This is a genomic window from Neobacillus niacini, assembly GCF_019749295.1.
Lineage (GTDB): Bacteria > Bacillota > Bacilli > Bacillales > Cytobacillaceae > Neobacillus > Neobacillus niacini_D.
On the sequence record NZ_JACWFG010000003.1, the window covers coordinates 24433 to 43184 of the forward strand.

General features: G+C 38.3%; 19 protein-coding genes. 2 read left to right on the forward strand and 17 right to left on the reverse strand.

Annotated features, from left to right (window positions below; all coding sequences use genetic code 11):
- Positions 1–10 precede the first annotated feature (10 nt).
- Positions 11–1648, reverse strand: coding sequence for a YceG family protein (locus H0184_RS05820; RefSeq protein WP_221822528.1), 1638 nt, complete (start codon positions 1646–1648; stop codon positions 11–13).
- Positions 1649–1892: 244 nt separating this feature from the next.
- Between H0184_RS05820 and H0184_RS05825 the strand changes: the two genes are divergently transcribed.
- Positions 1893–2138, forward strand: a complete 246-nt coding sequence (locus H0184_RS05825) for a hypothetical protein (protein ID WP_221822529.1) — start codon at positions 1893–1895, stop codon at positions 2136–2138.
- Here H0184_RS05825 and H0184_RS05830 read toward each other — a convergent pair.
- The 16 genes from H0184_RS05830 to H0184_RS05905 all read right to left on the reverse strand — a co-directional run bounded on the left by H0184_RS05830 (position 2135) and on the right by H0184_RS05905 (position 17612).
- Positions 2135–2935, reverse strand: coding sequence for an HAD family hydrolase (locus H0184_RS05830; protein WP_221822531.1), 801 nt, complete (start codon positions 2933–2935; stop codon positions 2135–2137). The two genes, H0184_RS05825 and H0184_RS05830, sit on opposite strands and share 4 nt — an antisense overlap.
- Entirely contained in the window at positions 2932–4053 is a 1122-nt protein-coding gene (locus H0184_RS05835) for a cysteine protease StiP family protein (protein ID WP_221822533.1), read from the reverse strand. Before H0184_RS05835 ends, H0184_RS05830 begins: the two co-directional genes overlap by 4 nt.
- A gap of 15 nt (positions 4054–4068) precedes the next feature.
- Positions 4069–5403 (reverse strand): phosphoribosyltransferase family protein, encoded by a 1335-nt coding sequence (locus tag H0184_RS05840; protein WP_221822535.1) that lies wholly within the window; start codon positions 5401–5403, stop codon positions 4069–4071.
- On the reverse strand, positions 5345–6541 hold the full coding sequence (locus H0184_RS05845; protein ID WP_221822537.1) for an HpcH/HpaI aldolase/citrate lyase family protein: 1197 nt from the start codon (positions 6539–6541) through the stop codon (positions 5345–5347). The genes H0184_RS05840 and H0184_RS05845 overlap by 59 nt, the downstream gene beginning before the upstream one ends.
- A 75-nt stretch (positions 6542–6616) precedes the next feature.
- On the reverse strand, positions 6617–7387 hold the full coding sequence (locus H0184_RS05850; RefSeq protein ID WP_221822538.1) for a TerC family protein: 771 nt from the start codon (positions 7385–7387) through the stop codon (positions 6617–6619).
- Positions 7388–7460: 73 nt separating this feature from the next.
- Positions 7461–8042 carry a TerD family protein gene (locus H0184_RS05855; RefSeq protein ID WP_221822540.1) on the reverse strand — a complete coding sequence of 194 codons (582 nt, stop codon included), beginning with the start codon at positions 8040–8042 and terminating at the stop codon, positions 7461–7463.
- Between the two features lie 100 nt (positions 8043–8142).
- Complete coding sequence (locus H0184_RS05860) at positions 8143–8721, reverse strand: YpjP family protein (protein ID WP_221822541.1); 579 nt, start codon at positions 8719–8721, stop codon at positions 8143–8145.
- 126 nt (positions 8722–8847) lie between these two features.
- Complete coding sequence (locus H0184_RS05865) at positions 8848–9621, reverse strand: class I SAM-dependent methyltransferase (RefSeq protein WP_221822542.1); 774 nt, start codon at positions 9619–9621, stop codon at positions 8848–8850.
- Positions 9622–9666: 45 nt separating this feature from the next.
- Positions 9667–10101: a BrxA/BrxB family bacilliredoxin gene (locus H0184_RS05870; protein WP_221822543.1), complete on the reverse strand. Its 435-nt coding sequence runs from the start codon at positions 10099–10101 to the stop codon at positions 9667–9669.
- Positions 10102–10159: 58 nt separating this feature from the next.
- The gene (locus H0184_RS05875; RefSeq protein ID WP_221822544.1) at positions 10160–11296 is read right to left on the reverse strand and encodes a conserved virulence factor C family protein; all 1137 of its coding nucleotides are present in this window, start codon (positions 11294–11296) and stop codon (positions 10160–10162) included.
- A gap of 258 nt (positions 11297–11554) precedes the next feature.
- Positions 11555–13444, reverse strand: coding sequence for an ABC-F family ATP-binding cassette domain-containing protein (locus H0184_RS05880; RefSeq protein WP_221822545.1), 1890 nt, complete (start codon positions 13442–13444; stop codon positions 11555–11557).
- A complete protein-coding gene (locus H0184_RS05885) occupies positions 13441–14091 on the reverse strand; it encodes an HD domain-containing protein (RefSeq protein WP_221822546.1) in 651 nt (216 codons plus the stop codon). Before H0184_RS05885 ends, H0184_RS05880 begins: the two co-directional genes overlap by 4 nt.
- A 75-nt stretch (positions 14092–14166) precedes the next feature.
- Positions 14167–14322 (reverse strand): hypothetical protein, encoded by a 156-nt coding sequence (locus H0184_RS05890; protein ID WP_221822547.1) that lies wholly within the window; start codon positions 14320–14322, stop codon positions 14167–14169.
- A 60-nt stretch (positions 14323–14382) separates the two neighbouring features.
- Complete coding sequence (locus H0184_RS05895; protein ID WP_221822548.1) at positions 14383–15231, reverse strand: DegV family protein; 849 nt, start codon at positions 15229–15231, stop codon at positions 14383–14385.
- Between the two features lie 134 nt (positions 15232–15365).
- On the reverse strand, positions 15366–15911 hold the full coding sequence (locus tag H0184_RS05900) for a hypothetical protein (RefSeq protein ID WP_221822549.1): 546 nt from the start codon (positions 15909–15911) through the stop codon (positions 15366–15368).
- 18 nt (positions 15912–15929) lie between these two features.
- Positions 15930–17612, reverse strand: a complete 1683-nt coding sequence (locus tag H0184_RS05905) for a formate--tetrahydrofolate ligase (RefSeq protein ID WP_221822552.1) — start codon at positions 17610–17612, stop codon at positions 15930–15932.
- Between the two features lie 201 nt (positions 17613–17813).
- Between H0184_RS05905 and metA the strand changes: the two genes are divergently transcribed.
- Entirely contained in the window at positions 17814–18722 is a 909-nt protein-coding gene (metA, locus tag H0184_RS05910; protein ID WP_221822554.1) for a homoserine O-acetyltransferase MetA, read from the forward strand.
- The last annotated feature ends 30 nt before the right edge of the window (positions 18723–18752 follow it).

Sequence of the window (18752 nt, forward strand, 5' to 3'; positions counted from 1 at the left end):
GATTCATTCTTTAATCTCCCCTTAAATTTTTTAAGATTCCTTGAAAGAATTTACTTTTCAACTTAAAAGGTTCTTTATATTCTAAATCAAAAACAACATCCTCAAGCCAGTGAGTGTCAAATAGACTTTCCTGAAGGAAATTTTCAATATCGTTGTGTCCAGGCGGATTATATACGATAATATCAATTCCAAATTGATTTAAAAGTAAAATAAGAGCTGCATCCGATCGTGAAAGGACTCCGCGGCTTTCATTGTTATAGATAATTAACTTCGGTACATGCTGAGAGTAATCAAATTTCTCCATTAGTTGGATAATTTCTTTTGGTGTAAACATCGCCTGACTAAATAGATAAATGCTTACCTCTTCCATGTTTTCCCCTGGCAACGACTTTAAACCCGGCTTCTCACAAATTCGCCGAATCGCATTCGCGATCCCCTTTTGCAAGCCGGTTGGTAAAAAGGAATATGGCCAGTAATGCGCCTGCATCATCACGTCAGGATTTAATAATCCATCCCTGCCAAGTGCATTTCGGTAATGAAAGCGAAAATCGTTAGAGCTTGACCAAGTAAATGGCAGTTGTCGTATCAACATGCTATGTTCAAATTCAGTAAGGTTCTGAATTCGCTCCCAGTACTCTTTTCGATTTTTACTAACTCCTTGGATTTTTGCAAACAACGAAGGAATCTTCACCTGATTGTTCTCTACCTCAAAACCCGGCCGCACCATGGCTATTTCTCTTCCAAGAATAAATAATTCATCATAAGTTGTTTTTAAGGTAATAGAAGACGGCGTGTAATCACGTAACTGCCAAGGTTTATATAACCCCGAGCCTTCCTGATTGAGAATAGTCTCAATTTCCCTTGAAGCACGATAGGCGACAGTGGTTTGTCGATTTCTTCTCTCTCTTGGAAAGGGTTCAGCCTGCTGTTTATTGGGAAAATGGTGGGTAAAGATTTCATCAACGAGAAATCCTGCCATCACATCCTTGCCCTCAGGATGAAAAATAACTACATCACAGCCCAGCTTCATTAAGTAATAAATGAAATAATGCTGGCTTCTTTTCATATCTCCATACCATAAGAATTTGGGCATTTCTTTTTCCAGATCAACACTATCTAATAAAGGATTTAAATGGTTCATCGACCACTTAATGACGTCGACTAGCACCCTTCTCAGTTCATGATTTTTTAATCCTTCCTTTTCACGCTGAGTAAAAAGTTCGAGTGTTGAAATCATGGCTTCCCTTATTTTCCGATGAATTGCTGGAATCTTAGATTTATACAGCAGCTGCTCACCATCAAGAAACGCAGTGAACCGATTAATGGAGAGCTTCTGTTCTTGACTGATATTTAACACCTTTTGAATCGATTGAAAGTGCAGATTATCAATATGCTTATCTAGTGACTCCTCACTTAATAAACGCAAACAAGGTTCTGCAGATGAGACATAATCGAAAAGCTGATTATAATACTCATCACTGTCAATCGGAATTCCAAGGAATTTTCCCAGTACTTGCCCAATCTGAATAGTTCCCTTGTCTAAAAAAAATTCTGGCCGTTCTGATAGGGGCGTTTTCAGCATATCAAGCCAATTTTCATATGAAAGGGATACAGGTCGGACATTCATTTGATTGTATGGTGAATTCATTCATAATCCCTTCCCTCAAAAAAGCGAAAGATTTTTGGTTCTTTACAGTAAAATTATGTAAGGGTATTCTTTACCATCATATCACAGTTAAATACTTGGTTCATTGTTTATACGAAAGTAATCATAAAATGTTTCATCAATGACAAAAACAGTTCATTTTTGCCTATTAGGCATTCACTCATTTTTTCACCTTTTCACTTGTACCTACATATTAATGAGTACTCACATATAAGTAGGTGACTTCATGAGGTTTATCTATAAGCGGCCAAGAATGGAAGATGTCAGCGAGGAATTAAGTATCATTATGGAATTAATGGTCTCAAAAACCTTCGTTATGATCGATTTATTCTGGTTATGCTTACTATTTACCCTGTTACTTTTTCCCGTTCTTGCCACTGTTAGTATGTCAATTCTATTTTTTTGCGGGTCATTTGCTCTTTTCAATGGGATCTATTTTTATTTCTTTTATCCTTACATTAAAAAGAGTTAGACATTTAGTGATAATGCCTTAAGAAAATGCTGTAGTATTTCTTCACCTGCAGCAACACCGAGCTGGTCTGTCAGCGTAATATCAGCTGGTCCCCTCACTTTTAGCAGTTCTCCATGGCTTGGGACGAATCGATAGCGGCAGTTCTTTAGAAAATCCCAATCTAAAACAGAATCACCTGCGCCCGCCATTGCTTCCATTCCTTCTCGGTTACAAATAAATTCAAGCGCCTTCCCCTTGCTAATAGCTCTTGGAATAAAGTAAAGTTTCCGTCCTTGAAGGCTCATCTTCCATCCATATTTTTCTGCAAGCTCACGAATCTCTGTGAGCTCAGATGGGGTTGGAAGACCATTTAGCAGGTAATAAAAAAATAGCTTCTCAGCCTGTTTTCTTTCCCCATCTATTGTAATTCCAGATTTATTTAATGCAGAAAGTATCTCTTCCTCAAGAGCACATTCGCACTTTAAATTAAGGATTAATTGCTGTGACCAATCCTTTAAAACTTCCCCTTTATACAATATATGTGCCCCATTTGTTGTAATCGCATAGGTTAAAGGTATCTCTTTTTCAAAAATCACAAATCTCTTAAATTGCTCTGTCGTTCTGGTTGTTACAGGTATAAACATGCTATGATCGTTGACTTCCTTTAGCATTGAAAACGCAGCTTCTGTCATATATCCCGTCCAGTTCCCCTTATTCCATTCCACTTGCTTTAACACTTTATCCTCCGGAATACCGAATTCCTTAAGCGCTCGATCGGAATACATAAGTGTTCGATCAAGATCTGATGCTGTAATCATTTATTAGTCCCCTTAACCGATTTAATTAAGCCCATACACAAATAATTCATCTCCGAATAGTGAACCACCTCTACCCCTTTTTCTTCTGCCAGCATAAGGATATGCTTCACATAAGGACTAGATGAATCACGCATAAGGATTTTCCATGGAACTCTTCTTAGCAATACACGTGTGGTCTCGCCGACTCCTGGTTTAATATAATTGGCACTTTCAATATCAAATTGTTCTTGAATAATTTTAACATCCTGCATTCCTAGAAATTCCGTTTTAATCTCCTCGTTTGCTCTTTGTAACGTGATCTCCTCAGTCTCCTGAACAATTGCAGGAAACTCTGCACTAATTAAATCAATATATTCATTGGAGACATCACTTGGCAGAAGCTCCTTATAGTATTTAGCACCGTGAAAATCGTTTTTTCCAATATAGTGAGTATTTAATACCGTCCTGCTTACTAATCCAGATACAGTTGAATTTAAACATGCACTCGGAATCAGAAAATCTTCTCTCGTGCCAAAAAGCGTCGTGCAATAACCTGGGTCTGCTATGACTGCCAGTTTATCATCTAACTTGATTTGATACTTTTCTTCAAACTCCTGGCATGCTTTTGTAAGTTCAATCGAAATAGCACCTTTTCCTGTCCAGCCATCTACAAATTGAATACTGCCCTGAGGATGTTTAGAGAGGATATAATGAAGAGCATTTTCATCAATCCCTCGGTCACGAATAATTGAGACACTATAATGTGGTAAAGAAATGCCATAACGAAATTGAATATATCTTTTAATCAGAATTCCAACAGGTGTTCCCGCTCGGGCAAGTGATACGAGAATGGCTTGTTTCCCCTTCAACCGATAAATCTGCTCTGCAACAATCCCAACGCACAAAGCCACTTTCGTTTTATATTCATGGATGGTCGTCCAGAACAAATCTACATATTCCTTCGGTGGCTGGTATTCAATTGGAAGTGATTCACTGTAATGCTGACCAGATTGAACTCTCAATTCACGGTTAAGTGTAGAATCCTCGAGTTCAATATCACTTAAATCTTTTAATAGAAAAAGAACATCATCCTCTGAATAGCTTCCCATTTTAGCAGGCTGATTGGTTATAGTAGACATTCTTTCACCCCTTTATTAATGCGAGAAAAAGACGATTTTTATCGACTTGATCTTTAGTTTTTTTACTTGGTTTAATAATGGCTGAAGGTTTTCAACAGATACTTCTCTCTCAAAAAAAACAAAGAGTTCATCATATTCATCAGGTGGAATATTGTAAACAAAATGCGCTACATTTGGATCCTCTGGATTAGGGAAACTTAATCCATGTCTTGCACCGTAACCATCGATATCTTGAATATAAATGGGACTTCTTGTAGTTGATTGATAGAAGACATTTCCTCCCATTTCCACGGCCAATTTCATCGGGATATACATAAATTCTCCCGTCCCTAAACAAAGAGTTTTAGCACCGGTCCTATGTTGTCTTATCACTTTTGATGCTTCACTAATTTTAGTGTGAAGTTCTTTATTATTGATGCTGTCTGTTCCGAAGCGGCCGGTTTCTTTGATAAGTGGAGCTTTATTATTGATTGAGGGACAATCACCTTCAAAAAATGCAGATAATGATACTATCTCAATGGATGGGTTAATTTCTTGGTATGTATTCAGACGTTCTTGTTCTTGAAGCTTACCATTCTCGTTCACTTGGACACAGCCACTCATCAAACTGACAATATTTATCGTAATCCCAAGAGTTTTTTCTAACTCTGCAAACTGTTGCTTATTCTCCTCTGAACGCCAGTCCAAAATTGATACTACGGTGTATTCTTTCCTTGGAAACTGCGCTTGGATGGATTGAATAATGTTGACTGCAGTTTTCCCCGTGGTCATTTCATCATCTACTAAAATGATTTCACGCTCATTATCAATCATGTTTAACGGAATATAGCAGCGATGCGAGGTAGCATGAGAGTGTTCTTCTTCAAAAGTAATACTCGGTGTTAAACTAGTAATCTCTTCCCTTGTGGTGTGAAAATACTCACCACTTTCAAAGCAGTCAAAAAAAGCGTGTCCGAGAGCCGTTGCGGTCTCAGCAAAACCAATAATAACCGGGTTAATAGACTTTTGAATAAAAGCTATGCTCTTAAACTGCGGGTCTTTTTGACTAAAGGTACGAATGAATTCATTTGTAAACTGGCAGTTCGAGCCTTTTATACTTTCTGCATATCTAGCAGCAAGTAATGCTGCTGTAAGCAGACCTTTTTGTGGGTAGATGGGCAAATGCTTCCCAAGTACTTTACTAACAAATAAAAAAGACCTTTTTTTATTGATTCTTGCAGCCATTGTAAACAGTTCTTCTATAGGTAACTGATAGGGATTAGCAGTTACTTCAATGTCTACAGCAATGGTATCAAGAATTGTATACGTAAACGTCTTTTTTGATAAGGTCGATATTTGTGTATCCTTCATGCAGCACCCCGTAAAGCTGAGATTTTAATAATATCTTTTTTGCCCAAAATAAATGGGGCTTAATTTCATTCATCTTATTGGAAAAATTACTTTTCTTGACTCCATTTTCGCCGTTTTCTGCTTCAACGATTGAACAAGCATCAATGTATTCCTCATATGTGACCACGTTGAGCGCTTGAACGGCTTTAATATGAGTAGGATGGATGATAGTTTTTCCTGTTAGACCATTAGCAATATCCATTAATACTTCCCTGATCAAACCATCCATATTTTGATCGATTAATTCAGCACGCCATCGCAATCCTTCATCACCATAACGTTCGCGAAAAGGCGTTTGTCTGAGCTGTGGCTTCAACATTCTCGGTTTGGATGAAAAATACTCCCAAACCGGCCCTGAAATCACATACGGACTATCAGACCGTTGAAAAACATTGATAATATCGGCAATACAATCTTGTAAAACAGCAATCTCGTAGACACTAGTATCGACACTTCTGCGGATTCCATATAAACCACAAAAATCAGTAGCACCAATTCGAACATTCAGGATGTTCTCTTTATACCTATCAAGGAGATGTTTAATCGCCATTAGTTCTGCCATTCTGGTTTCTTTTTGTATTATTTTATCACTTTCTAGAATAGGCATGGCATAAAAAGGCTTATGTACTCTGTGAATATTCTCAACTTCAGCTAGTAAAGCCTCGCCAGTTTCAGCATTAAATTTTGGTAATACCACTCCCGTTAATAGCTCAATACCATTACCTAGCTGTTCTCTGATTCTTTTTAGCTGCTCTATATTCCGAATTCGGATAAACATAAGTGGCAGGTCGTCAATCGTTAAATATTTTTTGTTGATTTCACTATGTAGCTTGAGCAACTCCTCTACTAGAAGAACTTCCGCTTTCTCCACTTCAATATCCGAAACCGCATCCTCTAGGTCAATCACCAGTGAAGTTAATCCTTCATGCTTTTTTGAAAGGAGGTCTTGATGAATGTTTGGACGAGTTGCCGGCATATACAGCGTTGCACCTAGACCATAGGATAAAAGCTCACGATCACTGTACTTGCTAAAGTCTTTAGGCTTTTGAAAAAACAATGCCTCAAGCTCATTTTCATAAAAATAGGTAAAATACTTCATTCTCAATACTCCTTTAATAAAAAAGAATGGGGACTGACTTTCGTCTGTTCCCCATTTTATGTCGTATGTCGATAATTATGATTCTTTGCTTACTTCTTTCTTTTTGTTCCTGTAATGAACAACAAAAGTAGCTCCGAATGTTAATAAGATAATGATAAAGAATGCTGCGTGTGGAACGTGAATATCGAATACTGCTACAAACATTTTTGCTGCTATTAACAGAATCAATATATACGCGGAAGTTTCAAGCTCAGGAATACGGTCAATTAATTTTAAGAATACCCCGGCAACTCCTCGCATCATGAGTACTCCAAGCATACCGCCGACTAATAATACCCAAACCTGTTCACTAACCCCAAAAGCAGCAAGGACGCTATCAACAGAAAATGCAATGTCCATTATCTCTACCGCGACAACGGTTCCCCAGAAGGTACCAAACAGACGGATAAGCAGCCCAGTTTGGTTCATTCCATGTTCTTCTTCCTCTTCATTCTGTGCTGATTTACGTTTATCCATGAAATACTTAATTGATAACCAAGCAAGATAAGCCGCACCTAAAATCTTTACCCACCAGAGTTTAATTAAGAATACCCCTACTCCAATGGCGATAAAACGGAAAATATAAGCTCCTAATAATCCATAAAAAAGTGCCTTTTTACGTTGTTCAGGTGGTAAGTGTTTTACCATTACAGCTAGAACGAGTGCATTATCAGCAGATAGTAAACCCTCTAAGATTACAAGTGTCCCAATTAAGCCCCAAGAAACTGGGTCTGTTAAAACTTCTCCCCACATTTCCCAGTTAAAAAACTGTGCATACGTGTCTAATATCCCTTGCAAAACAGACATAAAAAAAATTCCTCCCGGATGTTCTATGATTTTTGTTAAAGACCCAGCAAAAGCCGGGTCTTTATTCTAGCTGTTATCCTACTGATAATCCAAAGTCTGTTGCAAGAGCTGCAAGGCCGCCTTGATAGCCGCTGCCAATTGCGCTAAACTTCCATTCGCCGTTATGACGGTATAATTCGCCAACTACAACAGCGGTTTCGATAGAGAAATCTTCCCCTAAATCATAGCGGATTAGTTCTTCACCGTTTGCTTCATTGAAAATACGAGCATATGCATTTGATACTTGACCAAAGTTTTGATTTCGTGCAGCTGCATCATGAATGGTAATTGTGAAAGTAACACGTTGAATGTTAGCTGGGATTGCAGTTAAATTGATATTAACTTGCTCATCATCCCCCTCACCTTCACCTGTACGGTTATCTCCATTATGTACGACTGAACCGTTGGCACCTTTTGGATTATTGTAGAACACAAAGTCTGTTTCGTTTGTAACCTTGCCATTTTCGCCTAATAAGAAAACGGATGAATCTAAGTCGAAATCATTACCGCCATCATATTTATTCGTATCCCATCCTAAACCAACTACTACATTTGTTAACCCAGGATTTGTTTTTGTTAAGTCTACTTTTTGTCCTTTTGATAAACTAATTGCCATTTTTTCATTCCTCCATTTTAGGTAATAGTCTATATACGAGATTCTCTAGGAAAGGTTTCATTAATTATAATAAAACTTTTTTCTAGTATTACGCAAATCATTAACTCATCCATTTTGGCGGTGTGTTCTTAGCCCAATAAATAGACCCAAGTTCATGGTGACTTTGGAAATCGTCATGATATGTATGATAATGAAAGTTAAACCAGAATCCAGCTTGCGGCGGATTGTCTCTTCTAACATGAAACCGAAGAACATCAGTATTCGTATCCCTGTTTTTGATGTTAAAAATCTTCTCTGATTGTCCCTTTCCAGGAGACTCAGTAATAGCTAAGTTAAGCAAATCTTCTGTTGGAAATTGTGCTGCTGTTTCTTGTAATGCTTTTTCAATATTCGGCATGATAATTTCCTTAAACTCATTTTCAATCACAGGTTTAATTCTTGTGCCAAATTTTTGATAAGACTGCTGCTCCGCTTGTTTGAGCAATTCACACAGTATTTCTTCTTTACTGAGCTGCGTTTCCACAAAATAGCTGGATTGCCTTGATGGTGCGGATTCAACCGTATCTCTTTCATTAGGTTTCTCTGCATTAATATTATTTATTAATTGAGTCGGTGATATGAGACCAAATGTTAAAATCGAAACTAATACGACGGCCGATTTACGGATCCACTTATTCATCTACATTCCCCTTTACATTGGAAGAATTCAGCAAATTTTTCCGATATTTTTTTGACTCTTACCAATTATTATACTTCTTTTTTTGAAAAAATGGAAAAATCTATTCTCACAGATTAGGGGAAATTCCTATTTATCTATAATGCCAAAGTGAAATTTAGCTGTTTTACGCCGAAAAACATGAAATCCATATTGTTCAAATCTTACACTTTTATAGTGGTCCTTTAACAAGATTCTACCTTTTGATACTCTTAATGCTTCCTCTATGGTTTCTTTCGTTAAGTCTTCATATAGTGCGAAACGACCTAAAGCCTTTATTCCATCTGACTCGAGAATAGAGTCCTCAAACATCGGGTCAAAATAAACACAATCGATAGAGTTATCAGGCAGCGTTTTTAAATAATCTATGGCACCGCTGTGAATCACCTTAATTCTATCCATCGCCTCATTCATTAATGGAAGTTCACTGTCCCAAGTTTTCAATCCTTCTCGTACGATATAAGCCAAAAACTTTTGACCCTCGGTGCCTGTCACCATCCCTTCGCCACCAACTAAATAGCTTGCGACAATGGAATCTGATGCGAGTCCAAGTGTACAATCTAGAAATGTCATTCCATTTGTTAATTGTGAGGCTTCAGCAAATGGGTCATGTTCTCCCCTTGCCAGTCGTTTGATACGGAACATCGCTGAATTGGGATGAAAGAAGAAGGGTTGTGCTGCATCCTTGTGAAATAATTCAAGTCTTTCTTTCCCTACGACAATACACTCACTGTTTGTTTCTTTTTGTAATTGATGGATTGATTTTTTTTGACGTGGTATGTACGGGACTTCTAAATGTTTTGCACTTTCGATTGCTTTTTCAATCATTTGTTGGTTGGTCCGACCTGCTGTCGTTACAAACATAACACTCAAAAACCTCCAAAAAAAAGGACGTCGTAAGACATCCTTTTAGCAATTGGCTTCGAAAGCAGCCTTTAAATTATCCATGATCGCTTCCATTGGCATTCCCTCAATGTCATGACGTGGAATGAAATGAACCACTTTATTCCCATTCAACAAAGCCATTGATGGTGAAGATGGCTCAATGCCTTCGAAGTATTCGCGCATTTTTGCAGTTGCTTCTTTATCCTGTCCCGCAAAAACTGTTACCAGATGATCAGGTTTTTTACCGCTGGTTAAAACCGCTTGAGTTGCTGCAGGTCTTGCTAGTCCAGCTGCACATCCACAAACAGAATTCACAACAACAAGTGTGGTACCACTTGCATTTTCCATATAGTTTTCAACTTCTTCTTCTGTTGTTAGTTCCTGAAACCCCGTTCTTGTTAACTCCTCACGCATTGGTAAAACCATTTGTCTCATATATTCTTCATACGCCATTGACATAATTAAAACCTCACTTTCTATATTTGCAGTGTACTATAACTACCTTGTTACGTGCAATTTAGCTGTCTGTTTTCCGTGCTTCAGTCATTTGTTTCCACACAGAACCTTTTGCTTCTTCGCCGCCTTCAATTCTTTCAATCGCCATTTTGATTTGCATGCTGACCTCAAATTCAGGATCGTTCTCAGCCGCCTTTAAAGCTGGTATAGAATCTTTGTCTCCTGCCTCATACAAAAACATTGCCGCGCGCCAACGTACTAATTTGCTTGAGTCTTGAAGTGCCTTAGTCATCTCTTCACTCGCTTCAGGGAATCCAAGATCAGATAAGCAATCACCAGCAGTCCTGCGGACCGTAACAGTTTTGTCCTTCAACGCCTTATAAAGAAGCGGTAATACACCTTGATCCTTTATCATCCCTAAGTAGACGGTTGCTAATCTGCGTATGGAAGCTTTTTCATCTGTGAGCGCCTTTTCTAAAACAGGTAAATCCTCTAATTCTGGATCATCCATTTGCTCAAGCAGCTGATAACGAACCTGCCAATCTGGATTATCTAGGGATTCTAACGTAACTTTCTTTCGTTCTCTTGCAGGTTTTTGTTTGTTTGCGTATTCCTTGGTTTGAGCTTTAGATACGAGGTCCTCGAGTCTCTCAATGGGATAAGCAGCAATTAATTCTTCAATCACTTCCTGACCGATTTGATCAAATTCACCATAGCGAACTCCTTGCTGATCCCATCGACGGAGCAGGATGTAATTTTCATCTGGCAGCTGCGCCCGTTCTCTAGCTTTGAGGAAATGCTCAGGCATGCCATATCTTTTCTCTGTTGCTCCATCCGTCAGTTTTACCTGAAGAGGAATATCTTTAAACATTTGAACTTCAACCTTGATTTCACCATAGTGTTCGTCCAGATTGTTTTGGGGCTCTGTTCCTAGTTCTGCTGTTTCGCCAAATGCTTGGCGGACTTGGGGCAATAAATTCTTCCAGTCAAATTTAGCGTTTCTTTCAACAGCTAGGAAATCAGCCACATGATAAACACCTTTTATGCCCTCTACTTGAAGTATGCTTTGGATAACTGCTGGTGCTTTTGCAGCTGTGTCTTTTTTATAATTATGGCTCTTCCCCATTGGCAGTTCTTGATCTAAGATTATTTTCATTGTATTTGGGCTTGGAGTTGGTTCAATTGCCTTGATTTTCATGAACTTCACCTAATTCTTTTAGTTTCTCTTTACAAGTTTAACATAATGGTTAAAGTTCATTCCTGAAAAATGCTCGAAATGTAAAATCTAGGTTTAATACGGAAACTAATAACAGCATCGCGGATATAATCTAAGAAACGCTGATATATTTGATTTATCGCTGATATAATTCATTTATCGCCGATATATCTCATTTAACGCTGATAAAATTTTTCGTGCTATTAATAATAAAAAAAGTGCGTCAACTGACGCACTTTTCTACTCACTTTCAGCTATTTCAGCGAGATATTCCCATCTCTCAATTAAATACTCGAGCTTTTCGTTTAATTCTGCTTCTAATTTCATTAATTCCTGCGCTTTTGTGAAGTCGCTGCCGGTATTTCCTATTTCTTCTGCAACTTCTTCAAGACGCGATTCTGTTTTGGCAATTACTTCGTCAATTTCTTCCCATTCTTTCTTTTCCTTAAAGGTCATTCTTTTCTTTTTTTCCTTTTCAGGAGACTTAGGAGGTGCCGCAGTTGTAACTGGTTTTTTCGCCGCTTCTGCAGCTGATTCTTTTTCTAGATATTCGCTGTAATTTCCATAAAAAGAATCAATCCTGCCTTCGCCGCGCAGGACAAGAAGCTGATCAACCACTTTATCTAGGAAGTATCTATCATGCGATACGGTAATGACAACGCCAGGGAAATCTTCAAGATAATCTTCAAGTACCGTCAATGTTTGTGTATCAAGGTCATTAGTCGGCTCATCCAATAAAAGTACATTTGGTGCCGTCATTAATAGCTTCAATAAATATAAACGACGTTTTTCTCCGCCGGACAATTTGCGGATTGGTGTTCCATGGGAAAATGGCGGGAACAGAAACCGTTCTAGCATCAGTGCTGCAGACAGTGTTTTTCCATCTGATGTCTCAACAACTTCTGCAGTTTCTTTAATGTATTCAATCATCCGTTTGTTTTCATCCATATCTTCATTTTCCTGTGTATAATAAGCAATTTTCACTGTCTGCCCCATGATGAATTCACCTTCATCTAACGGCAGCTTTTTCGCTAGGACATTCAAAAGTGTGGACTTTCCTGTTCCGTTCCTGCCGATAATCCCAAGGCGGTCGCCTGGTTTTACAAGTAAATTAAAGTGATTTAAAATAGTTTTCGCTCCATAAGATTTTGAGGCATCCTTGAGTTCGAAAACCTGCTTTCCAAGCCTGCTTCCATTTAATGAGATATCTACCTTTTCACCTGTTGGCTTACCGCCAGACAGCTTATCTTCTAGTTCATCGAAACGCTGTATCCGCGCTTTTTGCTTGGTTGTACGTGCCTTGGCTCCGCGTCTTATCCACTCAAGCTCACGTCTAAAAAGATTTTGCCTTTTTTCAAAGGTTGCAGCCTCATTTTCCTCACGGAGTGCTTTTGCTTCTAAAAAGGCAGCATAATTTCCTTTATAGCTGTAGAGATTACCGCCATCCAATTCAAACATTCTATTTGCAACTCGATCTAAAAAGTAACGATCATGTGTGACAAGCAGAATCGAACCGCTATATCTGCTTAAATAATCCTCCAGCCACTTAACAGAGTCAAAGTCTAAATGGTTCGTAGGCTCATCGAGAATAAGTAAATCCGGCTCAGCAATCAGCACTTGTGCTAACGCTACCCGTTTCTTCTGTCCTCCTGAGAGCTCACCAACCTTCTTAGTAAAATCTTCAATTCCTAGTTTCATTAAAATTGACTTTGCATTCGTACTTGCATCCCAGGCGTTTAAAGCATCCATTTGCTTTTGAAGCTGGAATAAATCCTCTTGTACATTCGTATCATTTGGAGCAGTATTCAATAGTAATAGCGTTTTTTCATATTCACGCATTAACCTAAGAATCGGTGCATCGCCATGAAAAACTTGCTCAAGAACAGTTTTATTTGAATCTAAATCTGGCTGTTGATCCAAAAAGGCAATACTATAATCCTTGCCCGTGATAATTTTTCCGTCATCAGGCTGATCCAAGCCAGCAATAATTTTTAACAATGAGGATTTTCCTGTCCCATTAATCCCGATTAAGCCTACTCGCTCTTTTTCGCCAATCGTAATGGAAATATTGTTAAAAAGCTGCTTTTCTCCATACGTTTTTGTAACATTTTCTACTGTGAGCATTTTCATCGGTCTTGACCATCCCATTCTAGATAAAATTGTTCCAAGAAGTACTCCATCATTCGATGACGTTTTTCTGCCATTGCCTTCGCTGTTTCTGTATTCAATAAGTCCTTCAATTTTAATAATTTTTCATAGAAATGATGAATGCTTGTCGATTTTCCTTTTCGGTATTCTTCTAGACTCATTTCTTCCCGGACATTTATGCTGGGGTCATAGATGGGTTGTCCTTTTTTACCGCCATAAGCAAATGTTCGGGCAATGCCAATCGCACCAATTGCGTCCAATCGGTCTGCATCCTGTACAATTTCAGCCTCGATGGTGGTTAGCTCAGATTTTGCTCCGCCCTTATATGAAATACTCTCTATAATTTGAACAATATCGTTCTGTACATCTTCTGGCAGGGCAATACTTTGAAAAAATAAGTTCAGTTTATTTCTCCCAGCTTCCGCACTTTCATTTAGCTTTTCATCAGGAATATCGTGTAAAAGTGCCGCCATTTCAATAATAAATGGATCTCCAGCTTGCTCTAGATTACATATATGTAAAGCAGTCCGTCTCACACGGTCAACATGATACCAATCATGTCCAGTCGCATCTTCACCTAATTCATTACGGACATAGTTTGCAGTTTGTTCAATAATTTTTTCGTTCATTTAGAAACACCTTCCTTCACCCTTGCTATTTTATCATGAAAAACAAACAAAAAATAACCCCGAAAGAATTCGGAGTTATTTTTTGTTTGCTTGACGACCGCTTTTTTTCTGGCTTTGTGATTTTGTGTTACCGATTGTGAACTCGTTTCCTAGTTCAACATCATTTTTTTGATCTTGTTTCTCAATTTGTTCACGTGTCATGTTCGAATTATGTCTTCCTTGCTTACTCATGATTGTGTCCCCCTCATCTAAAATGAACTGCCATTTTAGTATGCTCACCGGAGGATAAAGTTATTTCAAACCATTATGCCAGCTAATCCCAAGTGTATTTTCACCCGCATGAACCCCAATTACCGCACCCAACGGACAGCAAACCACGTTAAGGTCAGGATATATTTTTTTTATTTCCTCTTGCCATTCATTTGCATTTTCCGGGTGTAAGCCATAAAGAATATAAACCTCTTTAAATTTATGCTTTTCGTATGAGGATTTAAGGTAATCAAGGATCTTTTCCTTCGCCTTTTTATCACTTCTCACTTTTTCCTTTGTATTAAGAGCACCATCTTCTATGGAAATAATCGGCTTCACATTCAACATACTGCCCAAAAAGAATTGTAACCCAGACATCCTGCCGCTGCGATGGAGCTGTTCTAAGCTTCCAATTAATACATAGGTTTCGTTTGTTCTTTTAATTGATTCTAACTGATCAATTACAGATTCAATGCTGTTTCCTTCCTGAACTAAATGTATTCCTTTTTTCAATAATGCCGTCATTGGTGCTGTGAGGATATTGGAATCAAAGGTTGTAACTGGAATATCTACAAGCTTGGCTGCTTGTTCACTTGAGGAAACAGTGCCGCTTAACTTCCCGGATATTAGAACCGCAACGATCTGGTCATAATTCTTGGATAGTTCTTCGTATAATTGTTGGAAAACTCCGACCGCAGGCTGTGAAGTTTTGGGAGGAGACTTTAACTCTTTTAATCTTGAATAAAGCTCTGCTGCGCTTAGATCAATGCCATCAGCAAATTCTTCGCCATCTAGTAAAATAGTTAATGGAATTGTATACAAATCAGGATGATTTTTTAATTCTTCATCTAAGTAAGCTGTACTATCCGTAACCCATGCCGTTTTAACCAATTTAATCTCCCCTTTAATTAGTATGAGGTCTTAGTATCTAGTTAAAATAATCGTACCTTGAAATCGTTTTCTTGTAAATAATTTTAACAATAAAAAAACCAGCTCAACTTAACTGGCTGGTTTCTTCATAGTATTTATGTTGTTTCAATTTCATTCAGGTAGGATTGCAATTTTTTGATTGTCATAATCATTACATCAATCATCTCAACGAAATCGTCAATTTGGTCTTCACTTATAAGTCTGTCGAATTCAACTGTTATTACATTCGTAGTTAATGAAAGCGAGGGGCGTGTGATGATTGTTTGTCTAATTATCCTCGATTCTCCCCAGATATCGAAGAGTATGTTTTGTATATTTTTTAACTCATCTGCTTTTGTTATTCCTATGTGAAAAAACTCTAGTTTAACCTGACAGCCTGATTGGTTTTGGTTTTTAGAAACCTGCTCAGGCATGAGTTCAGCTGCCAGGTTTGTAAGGCCTGCTTCTATTTCAATTTTAGCTGTAACAGTATCTCCCATTTCTTCGGGTAAACTAAAATTGACATCAAAACTCCTCGACATTTTTGCCATGTTTACGATGTCGTTTCGGTCTGATATTACAATTTCACCCGCCAAATCTAAATCATAAAGTGCTCCTTCAATAACGACCTTCATATTATCAAATGAAGTCGGGTCAAACATTACACTCACCTCAATATGTTAAAACAAACCTAATGCCTTCCCATTATCATCCACGTCCATATTTAAGGCAGCAGGCTTCTTCGGTAATCCTGGCATGGTCATAACCTCTCCGGTTAAAGCAACAATAAAACCAGCACCAATTGAAGGCTTGAACTCTCTGACATTCACTGTAAAATCAGTGGGTCTTCCCAGTTTCGTTGGATCGTCAGACAAGGAATATTGTGATTTCGCCATACAAATCGCTAAATTAGACCAGCCGAATTTTTCATAATCCTCAAGCTGTTTTTTTGCTTTTGAAGAGAATTCTACATCTTTACCGCCATATACCTTTTGGACAATCGTTCTCACCTTTGTTTCAAGGGAATCGGATAAATCGTAAAGAGGCTGGAATTTATTTTCTTCTCTCTCCATTACAGATAAAAGCGTTTCTGCAAGCTCAACTCCACCAGCACCGCCTTTTTCCCAAACCTCAGTTAAAGCAACAGGAACTTCCTCCGTTTTACACCATTCCAAAAGGGTTTGTACCTCTAATTCCGTATCGGTAATAAATTTATTAATCGCTACGACCACAGGTAAACCAAAGCTTCTTATTGTCTCAATATGTTTTTGCAAATTAGCAAATCCTAATGTTAACGAAGCAATATTCTCCGTTGCCAAATCAGATTTTGAAACTCCGCCATGCATCTTTAATGCCCGAATGGTTGCCACAATGACGACTGCTTCAGGTTTAATACCAGCACTTCTTGCTTTAATATGTAAAAACTTTTCTGCCCCTAAATCAGCACCAAAGCCGCCTTCTGTAATCACATAATCTCCTAACTTTGCAGCGGCACGAGTAGCAATCACACTATTACAGCCATGTGCAATATTAGCGAATGGCCCGCCATGGACAAGTGCAGGAGTATGTTCAATGGTTTGTACAAGATTTGGTTTGACCGCATCCTTGAGCAATAATGTCAGCGCACCCTCAACTCCAAGGTCACCAACCGTGACTGGTTCCTTTTTGTCATTATAGGCAACAACCATTCTTGCTAATCGTAATTTAAGATCTTTCAAATCTGAAGCCAAACATAGCACTGCCATGATTTCAGATGCAACGGTAATATCAAAACCATCTTCACGTGGTACACCTTGAAGCGGTCCGCCAAGCCCGATAATGACTTTTCTAAGAGCACGATCATTTAAATCAACTGCGCGTTTCCAAACAACCCGGCGCTGATCGATGTTAAGTTCATTTCCTTGCTGTATATGATTATCTAGTAATGCGGCAAGAGCATTATTGGCTGTGGTTATGGCATGTAAGTCACCTGTAAAATGTAAATTAATATCTTCCATAGGTAATACTTGCGAATATCCTCCGCCAGTTGCCCCGCCTTTGATTCCCATTGTAGGACCTAAGGAAGGCTCTCTAATTGCAATAATGGCTTTTTTACCAATACGATGGAACGCGTCTCCAAGACCAACTGTTACCGTTGATTTCCCTTCACCAGCAGGTGTCGGATTGATGGAAGTAACCAGAATGATTTTTCCACTTTCATTTGATTCAATATTCTTAAGTGCCTCATACGAAATCTTAGCTTTATATTTTCCAAACAGTTCGAGGTCATCTTCCGTTAATCCAATTGTTTTAGCAATCTCAACAATTGGCTTCATGGTTGATTCTTGTGCAATTTCAATGTCTGACTTAACTGATGTATTCATTTGCAAAAATAATCCCCCGCATTCACATAAAATTGTATCCTCTTTTATTGTATCAAATCAGTGAATTATTTCGTGTAATATTTTTCACGATAAATAATTCTTTTCTGAACTTAAGATAATGTTTATAATGTTAATGACCGAATTTTAAAAATATACTATATACTTAGGTTAACTTGATTAGAATTAAAGGGGGAGTGCACCTTGCCTATTAACATTCCTAAACTGCTGCCTGCAAGAGAAATCCTTGAAAATGAGAATATCTTTGTCATGGACGACGAACGGGCAATCACTCAGGACATTCGGCCATTAAAACTACTAATATTAAATTTAATGCCCGAAAAAGAAAAGGCAGAGACGCAGCTCTTAAGGCTATTGGGAAACAGCCCGCTGCAAGTAAATGTAAAATTTTTAAAAACCAATTCCTATGAATCTACCCACACGAGCAAACAACATCTTGAACAGTTCTATACAACCTTTTCAGAGATTAAAAATCAAAAGTATGATGGTATGATTATTACCGGTGCACCTGTCGAACTTATGGAGTTTGAGCAAGTAAAGTATTGGCAAGAGCTTACTGAAATTATGGACTGGACAAAAACAAATGTTACCTCTACTCTGCATATTTGTTGGGGAGCACAGGCAGCATTATTTTATCATTATGGAATTGATAAATTCGAATTGTCTCGTAAATGTTCAGGAATTTATGAGCACCAGATTTTTGAGCAAAACGACTTACTCTTACGTGGTTTTGATGATCATTTTTATGCTCCTCATTCACGTTATACAGATGTTTCGATTGGGGAAATTCATGAGAATCCTGCACTTAAGCTGTTAGCCGCGTCAGAAGAGGCCGGAGCACTGCTCGTTGCCTCCAGAGACCGAAAGCATGTGATGATTACAGGTCATTTGGAATATGAGTCTGATTCCTTAGCTCAAGAATACAATCGAGATATTGAGAGAGGACTGCAAATTCATATTCCGGAAAATTACTTTCCAAACAACGATCCAACGCAGCCGCCGATTAATCGCTGGCGTTCCCATGGACACTTGTTCTTCTCAAACTGGCTTAACTATTACGTATATCAAGAAACACCATTTAATTGGGATTAAACTAGGAAGTGCCCTTGGGTACTTCCTAGT